The 22,626-nt window shown below is 67.7% G+C and carries 26 protein-coding genes and 1 tRNA gene; 15 read left to right on the top strand and 12 right to left on the bottom strand.

Annotation, left to right across the window (positions count from 1 at the left end; genetic code table 11):
* Positions 1-173: 173 nt before the first annotated feature.
* From OHA25_RS06535 to OHA25_RS06525, 3 genes are all read right to left on the bottom strand, one after another.
* Complete coding sequence (locus tag OHA25_RS06535) at positions 174-473, bottom strand: hypothetical protein (protein WP_327586689.1); 300 nt, start codon at positions 471-473, stop codon at positions 174-176.
* 143 nt (positions 474-616) lie between these two features.
* Positions 617-1,087, bottom strand: a complete 471-nt coding sequence (locus OHA25_RS06530; protein ID WP_327586688.1) for a hypothetical protein — start codon at positions 1,085-1,087, stop codon at positions 617-619.
* A 506-nt stretch (positions 1,088-1,593) separates the two neighbouring features.
* Entirely contained in the window at positions 1,594-2,079 is a 486-nt protein-coding gene (locus OHA25_RS06525) for an SMI1/KNR4 family protein (RefSeq protein ID WP_327586687.1), read from the bottom strand.
* A gap of 211 nt (positions 2,080-2,290) precedes the next feature.
* Between OHA25_RS06525 and OHA25_RS06520 the strand changes: the two genes are divergently transcribed.
* Positions 2,291-2,494: a hypothetical protein gene (locus OHA25_RS06520; protein ID WP_327586686.1), complete on the top strand. Its 204-nt coding sequence runs from the start codon at positions 2,291-2,293 to the stop codon at positions 2,492-2,494.
* A gap of 221 nt (positions 2,495-2,715) precedes the next feature.
* On the opposite strand, the gene OHA25_RS06515 is transcribed toward OHA25_RS06520, so the two are convergent.
* From OHA25_RS06515 to OHA25_RS06505, 3 genes are all read right to left on the bottom strand, one after another.
* Positions 2,716-3,552, bottom strand: coding sequence for a S1 RNA-binding domain-containing protein (locus OHA25_RS06515; protein WP_327586685.1), 837 nt, complete (start codon positions 3,550-3,552; stop codon positions 2,716-2,718).
* A gap of 364 nt (positions 3,553-3,916) precedes the next feature.
* Positions 3,917-4,357, bottom strand: a complete 441-nt coding sequence (locus OHA25_RS06510; RefSeq protein ID WP_327586684.1) for a hypothetical protein — start codon at positions 4,355-4,357, stop codon at positions 3,917-3,919.
* A gap of 156 nt (positions 4,358-4,513) precedes the next feature.
* Positions 4,514-5,017 carry a DUF4265 domain-containing protein gene (locus tag OHA25_RS06505; protein ID WP_327586683.1) on the bottom strand — a complete coding sequence of 168 codons (504 nt, stop codon included), beginning with the start codon at positions 5,015-5,017 and terminating at the stop codon, positions 4,514-4,516.
* 624 nt (positions 5,018-5,641) lie between these two features.
* Here OHA25_RS06505 and OHA25_RS06500 point away from each other — a divergent pair.
* The 10 genes from OHA25_RS06500 to OHA25_RS06455 all read left to right on the top strand — a co-directional run bounded on the left by OHA25_RS06500 (position 5,642) and on the right by OHA25_RS06455 (position 12,977).
* Positions 5,642-6,148, top strand: coding sequence for a MarR family winged helix-turn-helix transcriptional regulator (locus OHA25_RS06500; RefSeq protein WP_327586682.1), 507 nt, complete (start codon positions 5,642-5,644; stop codon positions 6,146-6,148).
* 15 nt (positions 6,149-6,163) lie between these two features.
* On the top strand, positions 6,164-6,985 hold the full coding sequence (locus OHA25_RS06495) for a helix-turn-helix transcriptional regulator (RefSeq protein WP_327586681.1): 822 nt from the start codon (positions 6,164-6,166) through the stop codon (positions 6,983-6,985).
* A 99-nt stretch (positions 6,986-7,084) separates the two neighbouring features.
* Positions 7,085-7,537, top strand: coding sequence for an MmyB family transcriptional regulator (locus OHA25_RS06490; protein WP_327586680.1), 453 nt, complete (start codon positions 7,085-7,087; stop codon positions 7,535-7,537).
* Between the two features lie 119 nt (positions 7,538-7,656).
* On the top strand, positions 7,657-8,601 hold the full coding sequence (locus OHA25_RS06485) for an NADP-dependent oxidoreductase (protein WP_327586679.1): 945 nt from the start codon (positions 7,657-7,659) through the stop codon (positions 8,599-8,601).
* A gap of 62 nt (positions 8,602-8,663) precedes the next feature.
* Complete coding sequence (locus tag OHA25_RS06480) at positions 8,664-9,605, top strand: NmrA/HSCARG family protein (protein WP_327586678.1); 942 nt, start codon at positions 8,664-8,666, stop codon at positions 9,603-9,605.
* A 30-nt stretch (positions 9,606-9,635) separates the two neighbouring features.
* Positions 9,636-9,881 carry a hypothetical protein gene (locus OHA25_RS06475; protein WP_327586677.1) on the top strand — a complete coding sequence of 82 codons (246 nt, stop codon included), beginning with the start codon at positions 9,636-9,638 and terminating at the stop codon, positions 9,879-9,881.
* Positions 9,878-10,390, top strand: a complete 513-nt coding sequence (locus OHA25_RS06470; RefSeq protein ID WP_327586676.1) for an SRPBCC family protein — start codon at positions 9,878-9,880, stop codon at positions 10,388-10,390. The genes OHA25_RS06475 and OHA25_RS06470 overlap by 4 nt, the downstream gene beginning before the upstream one ends.
* Positions 10,391-10,782: 392 nt before the next feature.
* Positions 10,783-11,220 carry a hypothetical protein gene (locus OHA25_RS06465; RefSeq protein WP_327586675.1) on the top strand — a complete coding sequence of 146 codons (438 nt, stop codon included), beginning with the start codon at positions 10,783-10,785 and terminating at the stop codon, positions 11,218-11,220.
* A gap of 550 nt (positions 11,221-11,770) precedes the next feature.
* Complete coding sequence (locus tag OHA25_RS06460; protein ID WP_327586674.1) at positions 11,771-12,334, top strand: GNAT family N-acetyltransferase; 564 nt, start codon at positions 11,771-11,773, stop codon at positions 12,332-12,334.
* Between the two features lie 13 nt (positions 12,335-12,347).
* Positions 12,348-12,977 carry a tyrosine-type recombinase/integrase gene (locus OHA25_RS06455; protein ID WP_327586673.1) on the top strand — a complete coding sequence of 210 codons (630 nt, stop codon included), beginning with the start codon at positions 12,348-12,350 and terminating at the stop codon, positions 12,975-12,977.
* Positions 12,978-13,033: 56 nt separating this feature from the next.
* Here OHA25_RS06455 and OHA25_RS06450 read toward each other — a convergent pair.
* The 3 genes from OHA25_RS06450 to OHA25_RS06440 form a co-directional block, all read right to left on the bottom strand.
* Positions 13,034-13,109, bottom strand: a tRNA-Ala gene (locus OHA25_RS06450).
* Positions 13,110-13,124: 15 nt separating this feature from the next.
* Positions 13,125-13,853 carry an HAD-IA family hydrolase gene (locus OHA25_RS06445; protein WP_305917696.1) on the bottom strand — a complete coding sequence of 243 codons (729 nt, stop codon included), beginning with the start codon at positions 13,851-13,853 and terminating at the stop codon, positions 13,125-13,127.
* A 15-nt stretch (positions 13,854-13,868) separates the two neighbouring features.
* Entirely contained in the window at positions 13,869-13,988 is a 120-nt protein-coding gene (locus tag OHA25_RS06440; RefSeq protein ID WP_020542320.1) for a DLW-39 family protein, read from the bottom strand.
* Between the two features lie 398 nt (positions 13,989-14,386).
* On the opposite strand from OHA25_RS06440, the gene OHA25_RS06435 reads away from it, so the two are divergent.
* A complete protein-coding gene (locus OHA25_RS06435; protein WP_327586672.1) occupies positions 14,387-15,379 on the top strand; it encodes a hypothetical protein in 993 nt (330 codons plus the stop codon).
* Between the two features lie 28 nt (positions 15,380-15,407).
* On the opposite strand, the gene OHA25_RS06430 is transcribed toward OHA25_RS06435, so the two are convergent.
* Together OHA25_RS06430 and OHA25_RS06425 are read right to left on the bottom strand one after the other, a co-directional pair.
* Positions 15,408-16,613, bottom strand: a complete 1,206-nt coding sequence (locus tag OHA25_RS06430) for an MFS transporter (protein ID WP_327586671.1) — start codon at positions 16,611-16,613, stop codon at positions 15,408-15,410.
* A gap of 106 nt (positions 16,614-16,719) precedes the next feature.
* Positions 16,720-17,166 carry a carboxymuconolactone decarboxylase family protein gene (locus OHA25_RS06425; RefSeq protein ID WP_327586670.1) on the bottom strand — a complete coding sequence of 149 codons (447 nt, stop codon included), beginning with the start codon at positions 17,164-17,166 and terminating at the stop codon, positions 16,720-16,722.
* A gap of 67 nt (positions 17,167-17,233) precedes the next feature.
* Between OHA25_RS06425 and pdxR the strand changes: the two genes are divergently transcribed.
* Entirely contained in the window at positions 17,234-18,637 is a 1,404-nt protein-coding gene (gene pdxR / locus OHA25_RS06420) for a MocR-like pyridoxine biosynthesis transcription factor PdxR (RefSeq protein WP_327586669.1), read from the top strand.
* Here pdxR and OHA25_RS06415 read toward each other — a convergent pair.
* Entirely contained in the window at positions 18,593-19,111 is a 519-nt protein-coding gene (locus tag OHA25_RS06415) for a universal stress protein (RefSeq protein WP_327586668.1), read from the bottom strand. The two genes, pdxR and OHA25_RS06415, sit on opposite strands and share 45 nt — an antisense overlap.
* A 98-nt stretch (positions 19,112-19,209) precedes the next feature.
* Between OHA25_RS06415 and OHA25_RS06410 the strand changes: the two genes are divergently transcribed.
* Both OHA25_RS06410 and OHA25_RS06405 read left to right on the top strand, forming a co-directional pair.
* Positions 19,210-22,404, top strand: coding sequence for a BTAD domain-containing putative transcriptional regulator (locus tag OHA25_RS06410; protein WP_327586667.1), 3,195 nt, complete (start codon positions 19,210-19,212; stop codon positions 22,402-22,404).
* 36 nt (positions 22,405-22,440) lie between these two features.
* On the top strand, positions 22,441-22,602 hold the full coding sequence (locus tag OHA25_RS06405) for a hypothetical protein (protein WP_305917703.1): 162 nt from the start codon (positions 22,441-22,443) through the stop codon (positions 22,600-22,602).
* The last annotated feature ends 24 nt before the right edge of the window (positions 22,603-22,626 follow it).

Genomic DNA, 22,626 nt, shown 5'->3' with positions numbered 1-22,626 from the left:
CGGTGATAGAGCGTGCGACCTGCGGCGCAGCCTCGCTATACCGCTCGAACCGCCAAGATCATTACATGCATATTGCACACGCGGTCCGGGGAGGGCGAGACCCACCACAATGAGCACTGGGGGCGGTCAGGTCCCCACCGCCAGGGTGACGTAAGCACACCTCGATAGCTCGATCATTCAGACGAGACTCCGCGACCGCCGCGCTTCCGCAGGAGATCTTGAACATGAAAGCAAACGATGCCAAACCAGCCCACGATTATGACGACGCGCCCCAGCCACCACCATGAACCCAAATCCCAGCCGAACAGGAACTCGTAGCCTTCCCACGGCTTACCCGCGAGCAGCCCCAGCGTTTGAGTCGCGAGGATTAGCTGGCCAAAGCTAATGAAAAGCAGGTTGACCCAGACCGGGCGGGGCGGACGGAGGCGATTCGTAAGACGGACCCCGCGTAGGTCGTCGAGTTGCTCAGCCACAGCAAGACTGTGACACCCATGGGGCTCCATGGGAAGGCGTGTGTGGGTTTGACCCGTGCGATCCCTACGCCTAGCACTCGGAGCGAAGAACAGCAACCAAGGAGCATCAAGGTCAAACTCTGGTGTTCTAACCTGGGCCTGTCTCAGGTCGTCCCAGACGGCGTTTGCGGATCTGGGACGGCCGACTCGTCCAGCAGCGAGAGAACATGACGGTATGACGGATCGATTGCGATCATGAATCGCCGTCCACCCGGGACGGTGATGCAGACAACTGTCCTGTTCAGCACGGATGCGGCTTCTTCCGCGTTAGCCGCACGGATTACGATGAACGCATCCTGGCGTGGAATCGCTCGCCGTGAGATCTTTCCCTCGCGATCGATCGAATGAGTCACAGTGTCAGCCGCAACAGTGACATATCCGCCTATCCAGCCGTGATGGGAGGCGTAGGATGGCGCGTCGAAGCCGTAGACCAGACCCGGAACTGTAACGGAGCCGTCGGGATGTGACACGGGACGAGGCACTCCCAATCTCCTGCCTATCAGGCTCCCGAGCCAACCCGCGATCACGCCGATGAAGTCTCCGAGCATGGCATCCTCGCATTGATCGGCTGTCACGAAGTCTGGATTATCCGGGGCAACGAATCGAGGCGGCTTCAAGTTCCTCTCGCCGTCGTCGTCTCACTCGTCAGGGGAGCGGACAGGGGCCAGGGTGTGCGGTGGGCCGGGGCTGAGGAACGAAGTCCCGGACCGTCGATCGCCCCCGACCATCTACGGCAGCCAGCGAGATGGAGGCGATCGTGAGTGCAGTACTGGCGATGGCGCCTTTGGCGCATCCCGTGATAAGGGTAGCGACGAACGTCCGGTGAGCGGGGCGTGGGGCCGGTGGTCGGAGCGGCCTTGGCGGCGGTGCGGCGCTGAGGTTGGCGGGTTCGGTTGGTTACGGCGGCCGGCTTGTGCGGCGGGCCGCGCGCACCCCCGCGCGAGAACGGCCCCCAGGCCGCATGCGCAGCGCGGGGAGGGCGGCGCGGGGTGCGGCGGCGCGCCGCACCGCGGCTGAGTGAGCGACATGTACCAGTACATGGAGCATCCGGCTGCCACGAGCGGGAACCCGAGCACGCTGCTCACCTCCGGTATTTCTCGTATTCTTCGAGCGCGTCCGGGCCGACCTCGTATGCCCGGTGCCCGCCAGGCGGAAGGCCCAGGAGATCGTAGGAAGGGCCGAAGCCGCCGTTGCTCACCTCCGTGTACACCCTCCGCAGGAGCTTGGGTAACTCCTGGCCGATGCGTTGCTCGCAGGCTCGCAGGTCCGCCTCAGAGATCGGCGGGTACGGCGGCTCATGCGGGACATCACTGAAGTACTCGACGGCTTCGGGGGCACCTGCTTCCAAGGCCGCCTTGATGAGGTGGTCAGGTGTGGGGCCGTCGAAGCTGAGTTGCATTAGGCTGCCGCCTTCACGGAGCGGCTGCTGCGTGTGGTGGATGCGGCTCCTGATGTTCTCGCCGTACTCACGTTTGAGCCAGTCCAGCGGGACGTAGACTCGGTCGTGGCGGCGTGCGGGATCCCAGGCCCGTCTACGGATTCGCTGGATCAGATCGTCATGTGACATGCACGACAGAATGCCAGCGCAGCCGCAGCGGCAGCGGCGATTACGGATCAGAGGGTGCGTGCCCGTTGCGTGCCCGTTCCTGCGGCGATCAGCAGGGAGTCACGGGGACTCACGGTCACTCGACCGGCGTATGCCCAGGTCAGCGTTTCCCCTGTTCAGGGGCCATGATCTTGAAAGAGTTCCCAAGCTGAAACTACGGGAAGATGCTCTTGTGAGAGACGTCTGGGATGTCGTTGATGATCACATTGTCGCTGAGCGCATCCTTCCGGCCATAGTGATCATGCGTGATCACTTCGGTGACACGATCCGCGAAGCTATCGACAGATTCGCCGAGCGTTATGAACACCTCCGGGAGGTGCGTCCCAACGACTTCACGAAGCCCCACGAGGAGTACGGGAGAGGCTTCTACTCCTAAAGGCGGGACGAGGTTGCGCCCCCTTGAAAGCGTTCGGAGTGGCGCTGATGCCAAGCGATCAGTGGGCCTCCGGGGTTGCAGTTTGGGTTGCAATACGAGGCCGTTCAGCACCCTTCAGGATGGACCGTGCGTAGGTGCTGACCTGCATTGAACGATCTGGAACGGCCCGAACTGGATCTTTTAATCCGCAGACTTCTGGTTCGAGTTTCGCGCTGTACCACTCATGACCTGGGCGGACCTCCTTCTGCGCCAGCCGACTGAGGATCAGGCTCAGCCTCCTTGCGGGAGAGCAGTAATCGGCGGCGAGAGCGATCCAGGCCGATGATGGCCACCTTGACGCGGTCGCCGACCTGAACGACCTGGTCGGGGGTCTCAACCGGTATCGAGGCCAGCTCGTCCAGGTGAACCAGGCCCTCAGCCCCTTCCGCGACTTTGACGAAGGCTCCGAAGGGAACGAGCTTGGTCACCGTGCCGGTGAGCTCTTGACCTTCGACGGCTGTGTCGGCGAACTTCTGGAAGGGGTCAGGCGCGAGTGCACGAAGGGAGAGCCTAGCTTCGCCGTTCGTGGTGTCGAAGCAGAGGACGGAGCAGACCACCCGCTGTCCAACATCGATGACTTCGTAGGCGTTGTCGAAACGCCGCCAGGAAAGCTCGGGAATCGTGAGGAACCCTACGCCCGGGTAGACGGGATGAGGCGGCCCATCGTCCAGCGCCACGAACACGCCGAACCGTTGTACATCCGCCACCACACCGCTGAGTACCTCACCGGGGCGGAGTCCTTTCAGGAATGCCCAGAGTTCGGGATTCTCGGTCGCGGCCAGCGACAGGCGGATCCTCGCCTGATCCGGGTCGACAGCGATTACTTCAGCGGTGACGCGCTGGCCGACCTGTATGGCCTCATCTGGCTGGCGGCACCATGAGACGTCCAGGGGTCCGATGTCCGCCGGTACCAGGCCCAGGCGCCCGTCGAGCCTCACTGAAGCCCCGAGCCGTCCCGCTTCTCTGATCGTCCCTGAGACGAGGTCGCCGAGCCGCACAGCCCTCAAGATCTCAATCATGTCTTGATCGTCCCTTGTCCCATCCACGCTGCCTACGTTCTCATGACCGGTCCTGTCCCAGAAGCCGGTCACATGCAGCACACACGGCCAGCCAAGTAGAGGCGACCAGCGCCGCTACTGTGTGCCATATACGTTCAATGATCATGAACTGTATGATGGCGAGGCACACTTGCGTCGCTGGTGGGAACCCATTTCCGACGCAAACGGTCACGCGCTGTAAATTTGCCGGCACTTCGGAGGCGTGCCCGCGACGTGCCCGTTAGGCAAGGTTGAGGTATTTCACGGTCTATTGGAAGACTCAATGGGCTGCTGGCCGGCAGCGCGGCCTGTCAAGAGCTGCGATCCGAAATCTCGCCAGCTAGCTCTAACGTCGGCGCCAGACGATTGGCCAATGGCCGTTCTGCTTTAATAGTCGTTTCGCAGCGTGCTGTGTGGCTTGAGACCATTGCCGCCCGACAGCGATCTCGCTGAGTAGCCCGGCAAAGAGCCTGACCTCATCAGCGATCATCCATGGCAGTACTCGGGAGATCCAGTACTCCGACTTCCCTGTGAGCCCGCAATGGATGACCGCCTGCAGGACTTCACCGATGTCTGGATCATCAGGGCCAAGCGCCTGCCCGGCTTGCCTCTCGACCTCGTCCCGAGCCATCTCCAACAGCGGTAAGAGCCATAGCCTCGACATGGCGAAGGGGGTATCCACCCCACTATTTCGCGACTCGACATTCCATGCGGTCCCATTGACGAGTACCAGCCATGGACCATCCGGCTTCACGGCCAGAATCCTGCGCACGGAACCGATCGCCATGTCTACCAGCTTGGCACGTCACCACAGAAAGATCCGGAACATGCCCGGAATGATCAACGAATCCGTCGTCCTCGCACGAAGTGCGACTCAAGGACGCCCTACCACAAGAGCCGAGCGATCCCACGCTCTTCTGAGTGCCAATGAACAAATCGATCGTTAAGCGGTCCGCCAGGCGTCGGTGATGCAGGACTCCTCGAAGTGCCACCACCCATCCATTTGGCCTCGCATCAGCAGCGACTTAATCTGCCCAAGGTCTGCGTCAGCCGGCACGGTGAAGGCGACCAGGGGAAGTTCCGAGCTGAAGGATTCCCCGCCCAACCCGAACGATGCCAACTGCTCGTGTACGGCCTGTGCGCTTCGTCCCAGCGGTCCATCGGGGACCGGGAGGACCCGGATCGTGCAATTGCCCGATGCTTCCCACCGCTCACAGGCCCAGTGAAGACCGGCGTCGTCGGTGATGAAGCGCACCACGTCGCCCTCGGCGACGCCGTCCTGCAGGAATGGGACGTTCGCCACCCGGGCGGTGTCCCGGCTCAAGCGCGTGGCCCAGAGACCTTCGGTGTCGTAAGGAAGCCAGCCTTCCCGAGGCTTGAACTGGAACCACACCTTGATCAGGTCTGGCGCTGTGGGAAGGCGTTCTGAGGGAGCTGCAATTACCATGCTCACATGATCGCGCAGTCTGCCGAGTGCTTATCTGATCGCGGGTACGCCTGAAGTGCCCAACCGGGCACTCCGTGTAGGTGCGCTACCGGGGCGCTCTGGAGAGGTAGAAGAGGTCGTAGTCACTCAGTTAGTCACACGCCCCCGCCCGCGACTCGCTGGCGAGGGCGTGTTTTCCCTGGTGGAGCCTAGGAGATTCGAACTCCTGACTTCCTGCTTGCAAACGGGAGCCAGGTACCACCTGAAGCCCGCGTTGCCCAGTTCAGAGAGCAGTTCCCGAGTGGCAGGGTGTGATCGTGTAAGAACTCGTTGCTGTACTTCTCTGCTGTACAGCGCTGAGCACACGGCAGGACGCCCACAACTGATCCGTAGCATGGTCAGCGGCGTGGCGTATTACCGGCTGCGCCCCCACTTGAATCGTGATCAATGCGTGTGCATCGCGAGACGGTCGGATCAGATGCTTGCGGTGTGGATATGTGCAACGCGAGTGCCTTACCCGCCCCCGAAGGGCGGCTTGCCGAGCGGGTGGTCGCGCCGCAGTGACGATCACGATTGCATCGAGTCGTCAGGCGTGGGCGGCAGACCCGAGATGCACTTCGAATTCAAAGCAAGTAGGATCATGGGGTGAGTGAGCCGGCACCTGGCCTGAATTCGGAGCAACTCGGTGCGTACTTCGCTCTGATGGAGGTCAGCAGCCTTCTTCAGTACGCGGTGGACGAGCACCTGCGCGCCGACGGTGACCTCAGTTACGTGCAGTTCCAGATCCTGGCGCGGCTGGTGGACGCTCCCGAGGGCAGGCTGCGGATGACGGATCTGGCCGACGGTGTCGTGTACAGCCGCAGCGGGCTCACCTACCAGGCGGGATTGCTGGACAAACGCGGCCTGATCACCCGCTCACCGTCGCCGGACGACGAGCGCAGTGTCATGGTGACTGTCACCGACACCGGCCGCGACCTGATCGCCCACGTGCTTCCCGGGCATGTCGACCGCGTCCGGCAGTTGCTGTTCGAACCGATGACCGGCAACGACCTCACCGCCCTCAGCACCGTTCTCGGTCGTGTCCGCGACCACATGCGCGCCACCCCGCCACGGTCCGCCAAACCCCGCGCCGGACGCAACCGAACCGACTGAAGGGCGGAGAGAGGGATGGACCGAGCACTGCTGGCGGACTTTCTCCGGGCGCGGCGGGAGAGGCTGCAGCCGGAGGACGTCGGGCTTCCCCGTGGCTCACGGCGTCGTACGGGCGGACTGCGGCGCGAGGAGATCGCGGTGCTGGCCGGTATGTCGGCCGATTACTACAGCCGGCTCGAGCAGCAGCGCGGTCCGATGCCGTCCGAGCAGATGCTCGCCGCCCTGGCGCGGGCGCTGAACCTCAACCCGAGTGAGCGGGAGCACTTGTTCGCCCTCGGCGGGCACTCGGCTCCGCGGCGCTCCTTACGCGACGAGCAGGTCAGTCCGGCCATGAGGCGCATCGTCGAGCGTCTCTCAGACACGCCCGCGATCGTGTTGTCCCGGTTCGGCGAGACGCTGTTGCAGAACCAGTCGGCGGTTGCCCTGCTCGGCGACTACACCCGGTTCAACGGCATGTCCCGCTACCTGGTCTACCGCTGGTTCACCGACCCGGCGCAGCGCGCCCTCTATCCCCCCGAGGACCATGCCCTCCGCGGCCGGGTCTTCACCGCGGAGATCCGGGCGGCGTACACGGCCGACCCTACGGGCACAGCCGGCGAGATCGTCGACGCGCTGCTGGCGGTCAGCCCCGAGTTCGCGGAGGTCTGGCGGCGGCACGAGGTGGATGTCACCCACCACCACGATCTCAAACGCTACCGGCATGCGGAACTGGGCGAGCTGGAGCTCTACGGCCAGCGGCTGGTGGATCCCGACGAGGGTCAGGAGTTGCTGGTCTTCCTGGCGCATCCCGGCTCACCGAGCGATGAGAAGCTCCAGCGCCTGATCGCGATGAGCTGAGCCCGCCTCGTTATCCACGGACTGTTTGTCCGTGGATAACGGTGACATTCATCCGGCTTCCGGTTCGCGCCATGCTTGATGGGTCGGACCGGGAAGGTGGTGAGCAACGTGGACCGGGAACTTCTGGAGCACTTTCTCCGGGCGCGCCCCAATGAGGTTGGGGGCGATCATGCCGGCCCGGTCATGACGCGCATCGTCGAGCGTCTGCCGGACTATCCCGCGATGGTGTTCTCCCGGTGCGGCGAGGTGCTGTTGCAGACTCGTCCGGCGATTGTTCTGTTCGGCGATTACACCCGGTTCGGCGGAAGGTCGCGCTATTTGGTCGACCGCTGGTTCGCAGACCCGGCGGCGCGCGAGCGCTACCTCGTCGAGGTGGGCGTCACCGGTCACTGGCACCTCCGACGCTACCGGCATGCCGACCTGGGAGAGCTGGAGCTATGCCGACAGCTTCTGGTGGATCCCGTGGAGCACCAGATGCTGGTGGTCTTCATGGCCGTCCCGGGCTCTCCAAGCGACGAGAAGCTCCGCCGCCTGACAGTCGCGGGCGACTAGGCCCCGGCGACTGTGGGCTGGCTCACACCGTACAAAGTTGCTTCGAATTCGAAGCGTGCTATGGTCACGAAGTGCTTCGAAAACGAAGCACCTCACGATGGAAGAGACGAGGGCTTGTGATGAAGGCAGTGCGTTTCCACGAGTACGGCGACCCGAGCGTCCTGCGTTACGAGGACGTCGAGCAGCCCGTCCCCGGCGCCGGGCAGGTGTTGATCCGGGTCGCCGCGACGTCGTTCAATGGGGTCGACGGCAACATCCGCGCCGGTTTCATGCAGGGTCCGATCCCGGTGACGCTGCCGCACACGCCGGGCATCGACGTGTCCGGCACGATCGCGGCGCTGGGCGAGGGCGTGACCGGCATCCAGTTCGGTGACCAGGTCGTAGGGTTCCTGCCGATGGTGGCCGATGGCGCGGCCGCGGAGTACGTCGTCGCTCCGGCCGAGATTCTCGCTCCGGCGCCGACCAGCATCTCCTTGGCCGACGCCGCCGCGCTGCCCATCGTGGGTCTCACCGCGTGGCAGGCGCTGTTCGACCACGCGAAGCTGGCGGCCGGCCAGCGCGTGCTGATCAACGGCGCGGGCGGCGCCGTCGGGGGCCACGCCGTTCAGCTGGCCAAGAACGCCGGCGCGTACGTGATCGCCACGGCCAGCCCCCGCAGCATCGAGCAGGTCAAGGCCACGGGTGCCGATGAGGTCATCGACCACACCACCACCGAGGTGGCCGCGGCGGTGAGCGAGCCGGTCGACGTCGTGCTCAACCTCGCCCCGATCAACCCGGCGCAGTTGGCCGCACTGCTCACCCTGATCCGTCCCGGCGGAGTACTGGTGAACACCACGGTGTGGATGCCCGCCCCCAGCGACGAGCAGCGCGGCGTACGCGGTATCGACCTGTTCGTCCGCAGCGACGCCACCCAGCTGTCCCACCTGGTCGCGCTAATCGACTCCGGCGAGCTGCACGTCGACGTCGCCCAGCAGGTCCCCCTCCCGGAGCTGCCGGCCGTGCACGCCCAGGCCGCCGCGGGTGCGCTGCCCGGGAAGACCGTCATCGTCGCCCCCACCGCCTGACGCCGCCCAATGAGGCCGACCCGGCCACCTTCAAAGCACAACCCATGACAGGAGAAACCTCGATGTCTCACGACGATGTGATCACGGTGCTCGGCGCGACCGGCACGCAAGGCGGCGCGGTCGCGCGGGCGCTGCTGACCGACGGCGAATTCACGGTACGGGCGGTGACGCGCAACGCCGCGTCGCCCAAGGCGCAGACTCTGGCCGGGCTCGGCGCCCACGTGGTGGAGGCGACACTCACCGACGAGGGCAGCCTTCGCCGGGCATTCGACGGGGCATACGGCGCGTTCCTGGTTACGCCGTACTGGGAGCACCGTTCGCCCACCCGGGAACTGGCCGAGGTGGAGAACCTCATCAGCGCGGCCCAGGCCGCCGCCCTGCGGCACGTCGTGTGGTCGACGCTCGAGGACACCCGCGAGGCGATCGCGGCCGACGACACCCGGATGCCGTTCATCGGCGACGGCTACCGGGTGCCGCACTTCGACTTGAAGGGAGGGGCCGCCGACGCCCTGTTCGCCAAGTCCGGCCTGCCCACGACGTACATGCTGATGTCCTTCTACTGGGACAACCTGCTCGGCCTGGCCAAGCCACAACGCGACCCGGACGGGACGCTGGCCTTCCATCTCCCGCTCGGCGACACGGCCATCGCGGGCGTCGCCTCCGACGACATCGGCCGGCTGGCGCTGCGCGTGCTGCGCCAGCCGTCGCAGACGATCGGCGCCACGGTTCCCGTGGTCGGCGAGTACCTGACCGGCGAGCAGATGGCGGCGGCGCTCAGCACGGTCCTCGGTGAGCCGGTGGCCTACCGCCCACCCACCCACGACGAGTTCCGCAGCGTCGACTTCCCCGGCGCGGACGAGCTGGGAAACATGTTCCAGTACTACACCGAGTTTCCCGGGTCCTATCTCGGCCGCCGCGACCTCGACATCGCACGCGCGTTCAACCCCGATCCGCTCACGCTGACCGACTTCCTGGCCGCGCATCGTGCCGAACTCGCGGCCTGACCGACTTCCTGGCGACTCGGAGGAGCCCCGATGACCAGCACCGACCTCACCCCGTTCAGCCCGCCCGGAACCGCCAACTATGCGCAGGCGGGCGCCTCCTTCCAGCTCGCGGCGCCGGTCGACCCGGCCGGGGCGTTCACCGCCCGCTCGATCGACGACGTCGTCCGCGCCGTCGGTCCGCGCGACCCCGGCAGTCTCATCCTCGTCGTGACGAGCGCAGCGCATACGGCACAAATGATTAATCACGCATCGCGACACCAAAGGATGTCGACATGAGGACGCCAATACTTATCAGCTCAACGGACGACACCGTCTCGATCACGGTCCAACAGCGAAGCTCCGTGGCCCCCAGCAAAGCTTTCCGAATGATCGTCCCAATCGACCTCACGTCCGTCTTCCACCGGGTGGCACCATTCCCCGGTGTCAAGAGCGTGGCGAACCAGACCGAAGAATGGGATCACGTCGGTCCAACCAGGAACCCTCAGTTCGACGACGGATCGCAAGTCGACGAACAGTTGACCGAATACACCGAAGGTTCAAGTTTCGCATATCAACTGACGGGGTTCACTAATGTCCTTTCCCACCTCGCCGCCGGCGTCAGAGGTGAATGGAACTTCAATCCCGACGGCGATGGCACGCTCCTCCGATGGACTTACGAGTTCAAGCCGCTTCGGGGACGTCGCTGGATTCTCGCCGGCCCGTTCGCGCCCCTGTGGCGCCGATACATGGTCGCCGCCCTTGCGCGCTGCGTGCGAGCGGTCGAAGCGGCACAAGGCAACTCGTAGGCGACCCCAGGATCCCGCTTCGCCGACCGGCGAATGCCGGTTCCCGAAGTCCTCGGCGTCACCGCCGCCGCATCCGTGCTCGCCGCGGTGGCCGGCCACCCCGCCGCATCAGGGACCGCGGGAGCAGCAAACCTGCTGCTGGTGGTCTGGGTGCCGCTCTACCTGCGCACAAGTGCACCCATCAATCGCCGGCTCACCGCGGCCGCCGACACCCACGAAACTCCCGCCGACGCCCGCACCTGGCAACGGGACTGTGGACTGGGACTGGGACTGGGACTGCATCATCGTCGCCGGAGCCGTCCTGGGGTCGCAGCAACTTCGCCAACCGGCTGTTCCGTCCCGCGACGGACGGGCAGCTGGTGGCGAAGGGGCCATGAGTCCGACACAGGATCATGTTGGACGTTGACGGCCGTCAGGTGGTGCGCCGCGGTAGGCAGACGATACAGGCACTGGAGGACCGGGCGGCGGAGGTATGGCTACCGGTCGTCGAGGGCCTGACGCCCCATGACCTGAAGCACTCGCACAAGGTGTGGATGGACGAGGACCTGATCCCGGACGTGGCGCAGGCGGAGCGACTTGCCCACTCCATCGCGTCGATCAAGGGCAGGGCCACGCACATCTCGGACCGCTACTCGCACGTGTCGGAGCCGATGCGCCAGCAGCTCGTGGTGGCGCTGCAAAAGCGGTGGGAGGGCTCGCTGCGCCGGAGGGGAACCGGCCCTTCGAGGCTTCCGATATTGCAGGAGCTTCTGCGGCCGTACCTGCGCCCCTGTGGTGTCCTCCCATATTCCTCCCATCGGCGGCGCGGAGATCATAGAAATGAGGAATGACCAGGCCGTTTAGCCTGGCCATCACCCTTCTGATCTTGTGGAGCCTAGGAGATTCGAACTCCTGACTTCCTGCTTGCAAATCGGTCTGATCTTCGATGGCAACGGCCTCGACCTGCACGGAGGACGGTCCGCGAGTGTCTGTGATTGACCGCTGCTGACCGCCCCTAATGGCACGCTAATGGCACGCTAATGGCACGACGATCACGCCCACCACCTGGCTATTTGAGCGCGACGCGCGTACCCCTGCCTCCTGATCATCCCGTCCGCCGTCGTCACCGCCCGAAGGGGAAGCGGGCCAGGGCCACGGGGACAAGGTGGAGCCCCCAACTGGAGGAACGACCTTGGCCCCGTGGCCCTGGCCCGCTCGGCTTGTCCCGGGTCGATGGCGGGCGGGATGATCAGGCTTCCACCTCAGCCATCAACGGACCTCAGGCCCGAACGGCGATCATCCCGGAGCCGGAGTGCCCCGCCGGAGGCAGAATTTGTTGCTGGAGGGTTGCTCACCCTCCTCCGTGCGGTGTTCATCACACCGACATGAGAGAATCGGCCGATGATCTCGCTGACGACTGGGCGGCTCCTCCTGCGTAGCCCAAACGAGGACGATATCGATCCGCTCGCCACGATGAATGCTGACCCGGAGGTCATGCGCTACATCGGCGATGGGTCGGTGTTGCCTTTGGATCGCGATCGGACTGCGGCTGGGATCGCCCGTGTTCAACGAGAATGGGAAGAGCGTGGCTTCGGCATGCTCTCCGTGATCGTGCAGGAGACTGGACAATTCGCGGGGTGGGTGGCGCTGACGGTACCGACCTTTCTTCCCGAGATTCTTCCTGCGGTGGAGATCGGGTGGCGTCTGAGTCGCCAACACTGGGGGGCCGGCTATGCCACAGAGGCCGCTGGAGCACTGCTGCGATTCGGGCTCATCGACTGTGGTCTCGACCGCGTCGTTAGCATCCGGCATGTCGACAACGTTCGCTCAAAACGAGTCATGGACAAGATCGGTATGCGGTTTGGGTTCGAAACCGTCGTGCCTGAGCATGGCCAACCTGTCGTGGTCCACGAGATCACCCGTGCTGAGTTCGATGCTTTCGAGATGACGACGACGGCTCCGTAGGACGGCCTCACGCGTGAGTTTCTTTTGGCGTAGGGTCCGCGTTCGGGCCTGGTCGCGGCCCGAGTGGCGGGCGCGCGCGAGAACGGCCCCCAGGCCGCACGCGCAGCGTGCGGCCCGCAAGCTCGGGCCGCGCGGCGGCGCACGCCGCCGCCTTGAACTCGACGGCGGTGAGATGCGCTTGGGGCCGCTCAAGTCGCGGGCTGGCCGGCGGGTCGTCAGCATTCCCTCGGTCATCGTCCCGTCGCTGGTCGAGCACTTCGCGCTGTTCGTCGACGAGCCGGAAGACAGCTTCGTGTTTCTCGGCAAGCGGGGGGCCTTCCTCAGGGGCGGTAACTTCCGGCGTGAGGCCAAGTGGGCGGACGTGCTGAAGGAGATGGGTGTCCAGGGCCTGCACTTTCACGATCTCCGACACACGGGGAACACGCTGGCCGCGCAGTCAGGCGCAAGCCTCGCTGATCTCAAGGCGCGGATGGGGCACGACAGCGACCGGGCCGCGCTGATCTACCAGCACGCCACCCGTGATGCAGACCAGAGGATCGCCGATGCGCTCAGTGCGCGGGTGAAGGCCGAGCGGAAGAAGGCGAAGAAGCGCAAGCGGGGAGATGACGACGGCAGCGCGGGAGTGCTGGTCCCCGCGAGCTAATGGCACGTTAATGGCACGAACACCCCGTCACATGATCAGTGGCGGGGTGTTTTTGCTGGTGGAGCCTAGGAGATTCGAACTCCTGACTTCCTGCTTGCAAAGCAGGCGCTCTGCCAACTGAGCTAAGGCCCCTTCGACGAAGATAGCTTACCGGGAGGACGATGCTACCTGCGTCGTGCCGAGGTCGTCGCTCAGCACCAAACCTGGGAAGTCGATGATCGAATCCAGGATGTGGGTCGCGCCGCCCTTGAGGAGGCGTTCCCGGCTGTGCACGCCGGTCATCAGGCCGGCCACGATCGAGGCGCCGGCTCGACGGCCGGACAGCATGTCGCTCTCCGAGTCGCCTACGACCGCCACGTTGCGGACGTCCTCTACCCCCAGGCGGAGAACGGCGTGCAGGACCATGTCGGGCCAGGGGCGGCCGCGGCCGCCGGCGTCTTCGGGGGAGATGGCCAGGTCGATCTTGTCGTGCCAGCCGAGCACGCCCAGAATGCGGCCCAGTGTGGTGCGGCTGAAGCCGGTGATCAAGGCGAGCTTGATACCGGTGCCGCGCAGTTTGTCGAGGACTTCTATGACTCCGGGCATGGGGACGAGACCTGCCCGCTCCAGTGCGCCCTCGTAGGAACGCTCGAACGTCAGGTTGGCCGCTTGTGCCTGGGCCTCGTTGCCGGGGAAGATCCCGCGGAAGACATCGATCTTGGGACACCCCCGGGACCGGTGCACGTGAACCATGGCACGTGCGTACGCACCGGTCCCGGGCACTATGCCCTGGGTGGCGATCGCCTCGGCGAAGGCGCGCTCGACCATGGCAATGTCACCGACCGTGGTGCCCGCAAGGTCCAGGCACACCAGCTTGATGGGGACGATGTCACTCATCGCCTCGCCGGTCGGTTAGTTCTCGCTGCCGGTCGCCTCAGTCCAGAGATCGAGCTCTGCGCGGTCGGCCTGCACCTTGCGCCAGATCAGCAGCCCCCCGAGGGCGATCAGCGCCAGAACAAGCAGCTTCTTCACGGTGTGACCCCACTTCTTCGACGGCCTCACCTGCCGGGGTGAGACCCAACGGTTGAAAAGCAGCCTAGCAAGGGATGGCTGCGGTCCCTGTGTTGCGCACGACCAGATGTGCGGAATGTGCGAAGAGCAAGTGTTCAAGCCCCACCCACCATACCTGCCCCATCCCACGTGACGTCCTAACGGAAATTACTCAAAGTGACGATGTGTTTCGCGCCCCAGGTTTATAGCGGACATATAGGCATATATCGGACAAGGCGAGGTCGTGACTTGTGGCGGGTGAGCGTGCTGCTCGGGGAATTCGGTGGCGGTGAAGAAAGCTCTGAGCGAACAAGGCGCCGGAAGTGCGGGTTCGTCCGTACCTCGAGTATGAGCCGGGATCGCTCCCTTAGGAGGCCGTGATGAGCGTCGCCACCAGGCTCGGCGCCTGTGTCCTGGCGCTGGCCGTTGTGTTGGGTGGCGCCTCGGCCGCGGGGCGTGCGGTCGGTCCCACGCCTGCGGAGGTCCCGGCGCACGTCGCGGACCACCCGGCCGTCGCGCTGGCGAAGGCGCTGGCGGAAGGCGGCGGCGACGGGAAAGGCAACGGGGACGGCGACGAGAGCAGCGTCGGGCACGGCGGCCACCATGGCGGCTCCACGCAGCAGGCCAAGGGCAATATCCCTATGGGACTGCAAGTGTCGCAGGACGGTTACACCCTTAATCCGCTCACCACGGCCGTCACCGGCCAGCCGATGGACTTCAGGTTCACGGTGATCGGGCCCGACTACAAGCCGGTCACTGACTATGAGGTCGAGCACGACAAGAAGATGCACTTCATCGTCGCCTCGCGCGACCTGACGAGCTTCCAGCACGTGCACCCGGAAATGGCTCCCGACGGCACGTGGTCGGTCAAACTGACGCTCCCCAAGGCGGGCGCGTACCGGGCATTCGCCGACTTCGTTCCCAAGGGCGGCGAGAAGCTGACGCTCGGCGCGGACCTACAGGCCGCGGGTGACTTCCAGCCCGAGCCGCTCCCGCACGTCAGTCGTACGGCGACGGTCGACGACTACACGGTGAACCTCGCCGGGAACCTGGTCGCCGGGCAGTCCAGCAAGCTCACCCTCACGGTCAACAAGGGCGGCGAGCCGGTCACGGATCTGCAGCCCTACCTCGGTGCGTACGGCCACCTGGTCGCACTCCGCGCCGGCGACCTCGCCTACCTGCACGTGCATCCCGAAGACGGCAAGAAAGCCGGACCGGAGATCGTCTTCTACGCCGAGGTGCCGAGCGCCGGCGATTACCGCCTGTTCCTGGACTTCCAGCACGACGACAAGGTCCGTACGGCGAGTTTCACGGTCCCGGCCACCTTGGCCGACGGGCACGTGCCGTCGGCCGACCACGACCACACGCACTGACGCACCCGCACTGAATGCCTCGCCCGGTTCAGGCGGGCGCCCGGCGGGCGGCCGGCGCCATCCGCGTCAGGTATGCCCATCTGGCGGCCGGCGCCATCGCGGCGCCGGCCGTCACGAATATCGTGCCGAGCAGCAGCCACCCGAGCGTCCCGCCGCCGAGCACCAGCGCGGTGAGTGCCACCGGCCCGCACATCCTGGCCACGGCCACGCCGGTGCCGAAGAAGCCCTGGTACTGGCCCTGCCGGTCATCCGGGGCGAGCCCGAAGCTGATCTCCCAGGCCCCGGCGGCGAGCAGCATCTCGCCCACGACCAGCAGCGCCGCCGCCACCAGCAGGAACACCCACCCGTACGTGCCGAGCGCGAACACCACGCAGGCCGCGAGCATCACCAGCCCGGCTTGCCGGACCGACGAGGACGCGTCCCGCAGGCTTTTGACTCGACGCGCCAGCCGCACCTGGAAGAGCAGCACGCTGCCGGTGTTGATGAGGAGCAGCGCCGCGACCACCCAGGACGGCGCGGAGGTGCGCTCGGCGATCCAGAGCGGCACGACCACGCTCAGCAACGGCATGTAGAAGAGCATCACCGCGTTGATCAGCGTGATCACGGCATAGGGACGGTCCCTGAGCACGGCCAGCTTGGGCCCGGCGGAGGTGTCGAGCGGCACGGGCCGCACGGCAGGCAGCCTGAGCAGCAGCGCCGCCGCCATGAGGAAGCTCACGGCGTCGAGCGCGAACAACGTCAGGTACGCGGACGGAGTGCCGAGCCACAACGCGAGCCCGCCGAGACCTGCTCCGACGGCCAGGCCGCCGTTCAGTGTGGCCTGCAGGGCCGCCCGCACCACGGTACGTTCGGCGGGCTCCACCGCCCCGGCGAGCAGGGCCTGGCGGGCGGCGGACAGGCCCGTCTGCGCCGTCCCGTACAGGCAGGCCACGAGCACGAACGGCGCGAACGACCGGACGAACATGAACGAGACCACCGCCGCGGCCGTCGCGACCGCCAGCAGCACGGCGACGCCGCGCGCGCCGCGCCGGTCGGCGAGGTGGCCGAGCGGGACGCCGGCGATTGAGCCGACGGCCCAGCCCAGCGTGAGACCGAGGCCGATCTCGGCAGGCGGCAGGCCGACGACCCTGGTGAAGTAGAACGCGGAGGTGACGAGGTAGGCGCCGTCGCCGATGGAGTTCGCGAACTGGGCCTGAGTCAGGATGCGCCGCCCATTCACGGCCCGCCCGCTCATGGCCGCCCGCTCATGGCCCGTCCGTTCAATGCCTGTCCGTTCAATGCCTGTCCGTTCAAGGCCCGTCCGCTCACGGTCGCTCCCACACGCCTTGCCGAGGGGGCGATCACTTGTACGACTCCGGCGTCATCCGCGTGGCGACGCCCATCCGGTTCCAGGCGTTGATGGTGGCCACGGCCACCACGAGCGCGGCCAGCTCGTGCTGGGTGAAGTGCGCGGCGGCCTGCTCCCAGACCTCGTCCGTGACATCGGCGGTGGACAGCCTGGTGGCCGCCTCGGTGAAGGCGAGCGCGGCCCGTTCCTGGCCGGTGAAGAAGGGCGCCTCGCGCCACACCGCCACCGCGTGCAGGCGGGCGTCGCTCTCCCCTGCCCGCTTGGCGTCCGAGCTGTGCATGTCCACGCAGTAAACGCAGCCGTTGATCTGGCTGGCGCGCAGGCGTACCAGCTCCAGGAGGGGCTTGGCCAGGGTGCTCGCGGCGACGAATCTGTCCAGCCCGGCCATCGCCTTGTATGCCTCGCCGGCCAGTGATCCGAGATCCATGCGCTCTGTCATGCACCCATCTTCAAGCGCAACTTGTCCCGATATAAGCTCCAATCCTCGGCAAACTGATTGGGCCAAGATGGACCTGCACGTCACCCTCCAGGGCCGCGGTGACCTCGCCGCACAGGTCTACCGCCAGTTGCTCGACGCCATACTCGACGGGCGGCTGCGCTCGGGCGAACGCCTGCCCCCGACACGGGAGCTGGCCCGCCGGCTGGAGATCTCCAGGAACACGGTCGCGCTCGCCTACGACCGCCTCGTCGCCGATGGTTTCCTGGTGGGCAGGGCGGGCGCGGGCACGTTCGTGTCGGCCGAGCCGGTCCGCGGAAGGGCCGCGCCCAAGGGCGTCGTCCGGCCGCGGGCGATCTGGCGGGAGCTCGGCCCGCCCGCCCACACGCCGGATGCCCCGTACGACTTCCGCGTCGGCGCGCCCGACCCCCGCCTGTTCCCCATGGAGACCTGGCGAAGGCTGGTGACCCGGGAGTTGCGGGTCGGCGCCGCCACTTACGGCGACCCGTCCGGATACGAGCCGCTACGAGACGCTATTTCGCGACATGTCGGCATCAGCCGCTCAGTACACGCCGCCGCCGGCGACGTGCTGATCACGAATGGCGCCCAGCAGGCGCTGGACCTCATCGGCCGCGTCCTCATCGAGCCAGGCGCCTGCGTGGCCGTCGAAGAGCCTGGCTACCCGCCCGCCCGCCTGCTGTTCCGCTCACTCGGCGCCCGCGTGGCCGGCGTCCCTGTCGACGCCGAGGGCATCGACGTCCAGGCCATCCCGAACGCCGCCCGCATCGTGTACGTCACCCCGTCCCACCAATTCCCCCTGGGCACGCCCATGTCGATGGCCCGCCGCGCCGCGCTCCTGGCCTGGGCCGAGCGCCGCCGGGCGGTGGTGATCGAGGACGACTACGACAGCGAGTTCCGCTTCGGCGAGCGGCCACTCGAACCCCTCCAGAGCCTCGACCGGGCCGGCCGCGTGATCTACGTGGGCTCGTTCTCCAAGACCCTGCTCCCCATGCTCAGGCTCGGCTTCCTTGTCGCGCCCGCCTCGCTCGCCCCGGCCCTGCGGTCGGCGAGGCAACTGTCCGACTGGCACGGTGAGCTGCCGACCCAGGCGGCCCTGGCCCGCTTCATCGACGAGGGGCTGCTGGCCAGGCACATCAGGAAGGCCACGCGCGAGTACGCCGCCAGACACGCCATGATCGCGGAAATGCTCGAGGGAGACGACCGCCTGCGCCCGGTCCCGTCCACCGCGGGCCTGCACCTGTGCGCCCGCCTCGCGCCGGGCGTGTCCGTACGCCCCGCGCCCGGCCTGGCGTTGGAGCGGCTGGAGTCGTACTCCGGCGAGACCCCGGCGCAGCCGGGCCTGGTCCTGGGCTACGGCGCGATCGGCAGGGACCGCATCCCTGAAGGGCTGGGCCTGCTGAAGCGGTCCCTACGGATGTCGGCGGCTCCAGAAGCGCCGGTGCCGTTCTCCTGACATGTCCGGGTCGTCGGGCGCCGACGGCTGCTGCACGATCACGACCGTGGTCCGCGCGTGCCGGGCGCAGTACATGCTGGTGGACGGCAGGAAGATCCGGCTGAGCAGCCCGCGCCGCCCCCGGCCGAGCACCAGCAGATCGCCCTCCCGCGCCAGGTCCACGAGGTGGTAGCCGGGATCGCCGACCCGGGCGACCACGGCCGTCCTGAGATCGTCGGGCACCCCGCCCGCCACGTCGTCGAACGCCGCACCGACCACTTCGGCGCAGCGTGCCTCCTCACCCAGCCTGACGGCATGCTGCACGGGCAGGGCCTCGGGGAAGGGATGCACGGGCGCGCGGCTGACGTGCACGGCGATCAGGGCCATCCGGTGCAGCCTGGCCGCCCCGATGGCCCAGGCCAGCGCCCAACGCGAGGCCGGGGACTCGTCCACCCCCACGATCAGCCTCGCACCGCCGGGCAGATCCTGCTCCACGGTGCCTCCTGAAAAGAAGTACGACCATAGTGCCCCTTCCGGCTGGTTACCGCGAGGTGGCACTTTGCGAACCGTGGAGCCGCTCGTACGATGCGGGGGTGGACCGAGGGTGGGTGCAACCCCGTCCCGCCCTCGACCGGCGGTTGGACGGGGCGCTGACGCACAGGCTCACCATGCTCGTGGCCACGACGGGCTACGGGAAATCCATCGCGCTGGCCGGGTGGAGCCAGGCCGTCGGGGCGGTGCTGCACCGGCTCGGCCCTGCCGACCGCGACGTGCCCACGCTGGCCGGAGCCGTGGCCACGGCACTCTCGGAGGCGGTGCCAGGGCTGCCCGCCGACCTCATCACGACGGCGCAGGCGCCGCTCGACCCCAACGCCGACGAGCTGTCCAGGGCCGCGGCGCTGGCGGGCGCGCTCGCCGAGGCACTGTCGAGGCGGCTGCGGCAGGCGCTGGCCCTGGTCTTCGACGGGGTCGAGGCGATCGCGGGCGCGCCGGGGGCCGTACGTTACGTGGAGACGCTGGTCCGGGCCGCGCCCCGGCACCTGCACCTGGTGACCGCGTCGCGGGCGCCGTTGCCGTTCCCGACCGCGCGGCTGCGCCAGGACCACGAGGTGCTCGATCTCGACGCGACCGATCTGGCGCTCACTGCGGAGGAGACCGCCGCCTGGGCCCGTGAACGGCTGGGGGAGCCGGGCGCCGCCGTGGCGGCCACACTGCACGACGCCTGCGGCGGCTGGCCCGCCGCCGTGCAGGCCGCGCTCGACACGCTGGCCAGGGAGGATCCCACCACGTGGCCGCGCACCGCCGCCGCCCTGGCAGGAACCTCCGCCACCCTCGAACGCCTGACGCTCGACGCGTTCAATGACCTGCCCGCCGCCATGCGGGAGTTGCTGCGTGCCGCCACCGTTCTGCCCGTGCTGACCGGCGACCTCGCCGCGGCGCTCGGCGCGCCGCCCGGCACACTCGACTCGCTGACCAGCCGTGGCCTGTTCCTGGAGGCCGACCAGGACGGCCACCGCCTGACCCAGACCAGCGCGCACGTCCTGTCCCGGCATGCCCCGCTGGACCGGCACGAGGCCCACGACGTGGCGGCGGTCGCCGCCCGCTGGTACGTCGAGCACGACCAGCCCGAGCTCGCCCTGCGTGCCGCGGTCGCCACCGCGCACCCCGGCCTGGCCGCCTCGCTCCTCGACGCCTACGGCCTGCGCCTGGCCGAACGCGGCGACGTGCCGGCCGCGCTCGACCTGTTACCCGAGCCTGCCCGCCGCTCTCCCCAGATGCTCAAGCTGGCGGGCATCGCCGAGCAGAATCGCGGGCGCTGGAACGAGGCCCGCGACCTGCTCGCCCAGGCCGCCGAAGGCCCGGCGTTCGACGCGTTCGTGGCCAGGCGGCTCGCCTTCATCGACCACCGGCGCGGCGCTTACGACGCGGCGATCGCCATGTACTCCAGGGGCTACGAGCACGGCTTCCCGCCTGCCGACGCCGCCATGTGCGCCGCCTCCGCCGCCTCCGTGCTGTGGATGAAAGGCGATCGGGCAGGCTGCGCCGACCTCGCCGACAAGGCGATGGAGCAGGCCAGTGCGCTGGGCGACCCGGCCGCCCTGGCGATGGCGCACACGGTGCTGGCCATGCTCGCCTCCCTCGACGGCGACCGTCGCGCCAACGACGCCCACTACGTGCGGGCACTGGAGTACGCCGAGCGCGCAGGCGACGTCGTCCAGCTCATCCGCATCCATGCCAACCGCGCCTCCCGCTATCTGGACGAGGGCGGATACGCCGAGGCACTGGCCGAGACGGATCTCGCCGGTCGGCTGGTGGACCTTTTGTCGTTCGCCCCTTTCGCCACGCTGAACGCCTGCAACCGGGCCGAGGCGCTGATCGGGCTCGGCCGACTGGAGGAGGCCGCCACCGAAGCCGCCACCGCGGTGGCCGGGTGGGAGGCCGTGGGCTCCAAGCTGGTCACCTACGGGCTGCTCCACGTGGCCAAGGTCCACGCGCTCCGCGGCGACCGCACGGCGGCGGCCACGACCTACCGGCGGATCATCGCCGAGGCCCCGCCCGGCGACGTGCAGGTGCGGTCCAACGCGCTCAACGAGCTGGCCGAGCTGCTCGCCGCGGACGACCCCGACGAGGCCGTCCGCGTCGCCGACCAGGCGCTGGAGCACGCCGAGGGCATCGCAGGGGTCGGCGCGCTGGTCGCGGCGGCCCGCGTGGCACTGGCCGCCGGGCGGCCCGCCCGCGCGAGGGAGCTGCTGGAGGAGATCGCGCCCGTCGCGGTGCGCCGCAGGGACCACGCCGCCCAGGCCGCCATCGTGGAGCTGCGCGCCGTGCTCGCCGGCGATCCCAAGCTCGCCGACGAGGCGGTGCGCAAGTGGACGATGCTCGGCGACCCGATCGGGCAGGCCAGGGCCGAGCTGGTCCGGGCGGCGCTGGCCGACCCGGCGACCGGCCGGGACACCGCCATGACGGTACGCGAGCGCATGCACGCCATCGGCTGCCGGGCGCTGGACGACCGGATCGACGCGCTCATCGCCCGCGCCGTGCCCGAGCCCGGGGCCAGGGTCGTCGTCGAGACCATGGGAACGTTCCGCGTCCTGCTGAGCGGCGTGCCCGTCGCGCGCACCGCCTGGCAGTCCCGTAAGGCCCGCGACCTGCTGAAGATCCTGGCCGGCCGCCGGGGGAGCGGGATCAGCAGGGAACGCCTGGTGGAGATCCTCTGGCCGGAGCAGGAGGACGAGGCGGTCGGGCTGCGGCGGTTGAACGTCATGGTGTCGACGTTGCGGGCCGTGCTCGACCCCGAGCGGGAACACCCTCCCGACGACATCGTGGTTTCCGAAGAAGGCGCGCTACGCCTGGATCTGTCGCACGTTGACCTCGATGTCGAGAAATTTCTGGACCTGGTGGCCGTGGCCACCAGACTCGACCAGGCCGGCCACACCGCCGAGGCCCTGGCGCGGTGGGCAGCCGCCGAGAGCGCCTATGGCGGCGAGTTCTGCGAAGAGGACCCGTACGCGGACTGGGCGGTCGGGCTGCGCGAGCAGGCCAGGCTCGGATATGTGCAGGCCGCGGCCAGGCTCGCCGCCGCCAGGACCGGCGAGCGCCGCTACGACGAGGCCGCGCGTTACTGGCTGCGGCTGCTCGAGCGCGACCGCTACGACGAGCGTGCCCACCTGGGCCTGGTACGGGTGCTCGATCTGGCGGGCCGCCGCGGCGACGCCCGCAGGCGTTACCACCTCTACGCGGAACGGATGCGCGAGCTGGAGGTCGAGCCCGCCCCGTACCCCACCTGAACCAGACCTGAACCGGCCGGAGAGATGGTGCTCCATGTGAGAACGGTCATCGTCCGGCTGGTCGAGCCCGAACAATCAGGCGGCCGGCTCCTTGGGCTGCTCGAAGAGGTCGGGTGCGAGCCGGTGCCGTTCAACGGGCCCGAAGCGCTGCTGGACCTCCTGCGCGAAGCCGCCGGACTCGACGGCGATCCGGCCTGAACCTCCCGCGAATGTCGCTCCCGC

Source organism: Nonomuraea sp. NBC_00507 (genome assembly GCF_036013525.1).
Taxonomy (GTDB): Bacteria; Actinomycetota; Actinomycetes; order Streptosporangiales; family Streptosporangiaceae; genus Nonomuraea.
This window is presented reverse-complemented; position numbering and strand designations above follow the sequence as displayed.

What these genes read in the sequence shown, in the direction of transcription:
- OHA25_RS06465 (WP_327586675.1), top strand. Translation starts at nt 10,783, where the DNA reads ATGTTGGACGTTGACGGCCGTCAGGTGGTGCGCCGCGGTAGGCAGACG.
- OHA25_RS06445 (WP_305917696.1), bottom strand. Translation starts at nt 13,853, where the DNA reads ATGAGTGACATCGTCCCCATCAAGCTGGTGTGCCTGGACCTTGCGGGC.
- OHA25_RS06460 (WP_327586674.1), top strand. Translation starts at nt 11,771, where the DNA reads ATGATCTCGCTGACGACTGGGCGGCTCCTCCTGCGTAGCCCAAACGAG.
- OHA25_RS06475 (WP_327586677.1), top strand. Translation starts at nt 9,636, where the DNA reads ATGACCAGCACCGACCTCACCCCGTTCAGCCCGCCCGGAACCGCCAAC.
- OHA25_RS06495 (WP_327586681.1), top strand. Translation starts at nt 6,164, where the DNA reads ATGGACCGAGCACTGCTGGCGGACTTTCTCCGGGCGCGGCGGGAGAGG.
- OHA25_RS06425 (WP_327586670.1), bottom strand. Translation starts at nt 17,166, where the DNA reads ATGACAGAGCGCATGGATCTCGGATCACTGGCCGGCGAGGCATACAAG.
- OHA25_RS06435 (WP_327586672.1), top strand. Translation starts at nt 14,387, where the DNA reads ATGAGCGTCGCCACCAGGCTCGGCGCCTGTGTCCTGGCGCTGGCCGTT.
- OHA25_RS06525 (WP_327586687.1), bottom strand. Translation starts at nt 2,079, where the DNA reads ATGTCACATGACGATCTGATCCAGCGAATCCGTAGACGGGCCTGGGAT.
- OHA25_RS06505 (WP_327586683.1), bottom strand. Translation starts at nt 5,017, where the DNA reads ATGGTAATTGCAGCTCCCTCAGAACGCCTTCCCACAGCGCCAGACCTG.
- OHA25_RS06470 (WP_327586676.1), top strand. Translation starts at nt 9,878, where the DNA reads ATGAGGACGCCAATACTTATCAGCTCAACGGACGACACCGTCTCGATC.
- OHA25_RS06510 (WP_327586684.1), bottom strand. Translation starts at nt 4,357, where the DNA reads ATGGCGATCGGTTCCGTGCGCAGGATTCTGGCCGTGAAGCCGGATGGT.
- OHA25_RS06485 (WP_327586679.1), top strand. Translation starts at nt 7,657, where the DNA reads ATGAAGGCAGTGCGTTTCCACGAGTACGGCGACCCGAGCGTCCTGCGT.
- OHA25_RS06515 (WP_327586685.1), bottom strand. Translation starts at nt 3,552, where the DNA reads ATGATTGAGATCTTGAGGGCTGTGCGGCTCGGCGACCTCGTCTCAGGG.
- OHA25_RS06430 (WP_327586671.1), bottom strand. Translation starts at nt 16,613, where the DNA reads ATGAGCGGGCGGGCCGTGAATGGGCGGCGCATCCTGACTCAGGCCCAG.
- OHA25_RS06480 (WP_327586678.1), top strand. Translation starts at nt 8,664, where the DNA reads ATGTCTCACGACGATGTGATCACGGTGCTCGGCGCGACCGGCACGCAA.
- pdxR (WP_327586669.1), top strand. Translation starts at nt 17,234, where the DNA reads ATGGACCTGCACGTCACCCTCCAGGGCCGCGGTGACCTCGCCGCACAG.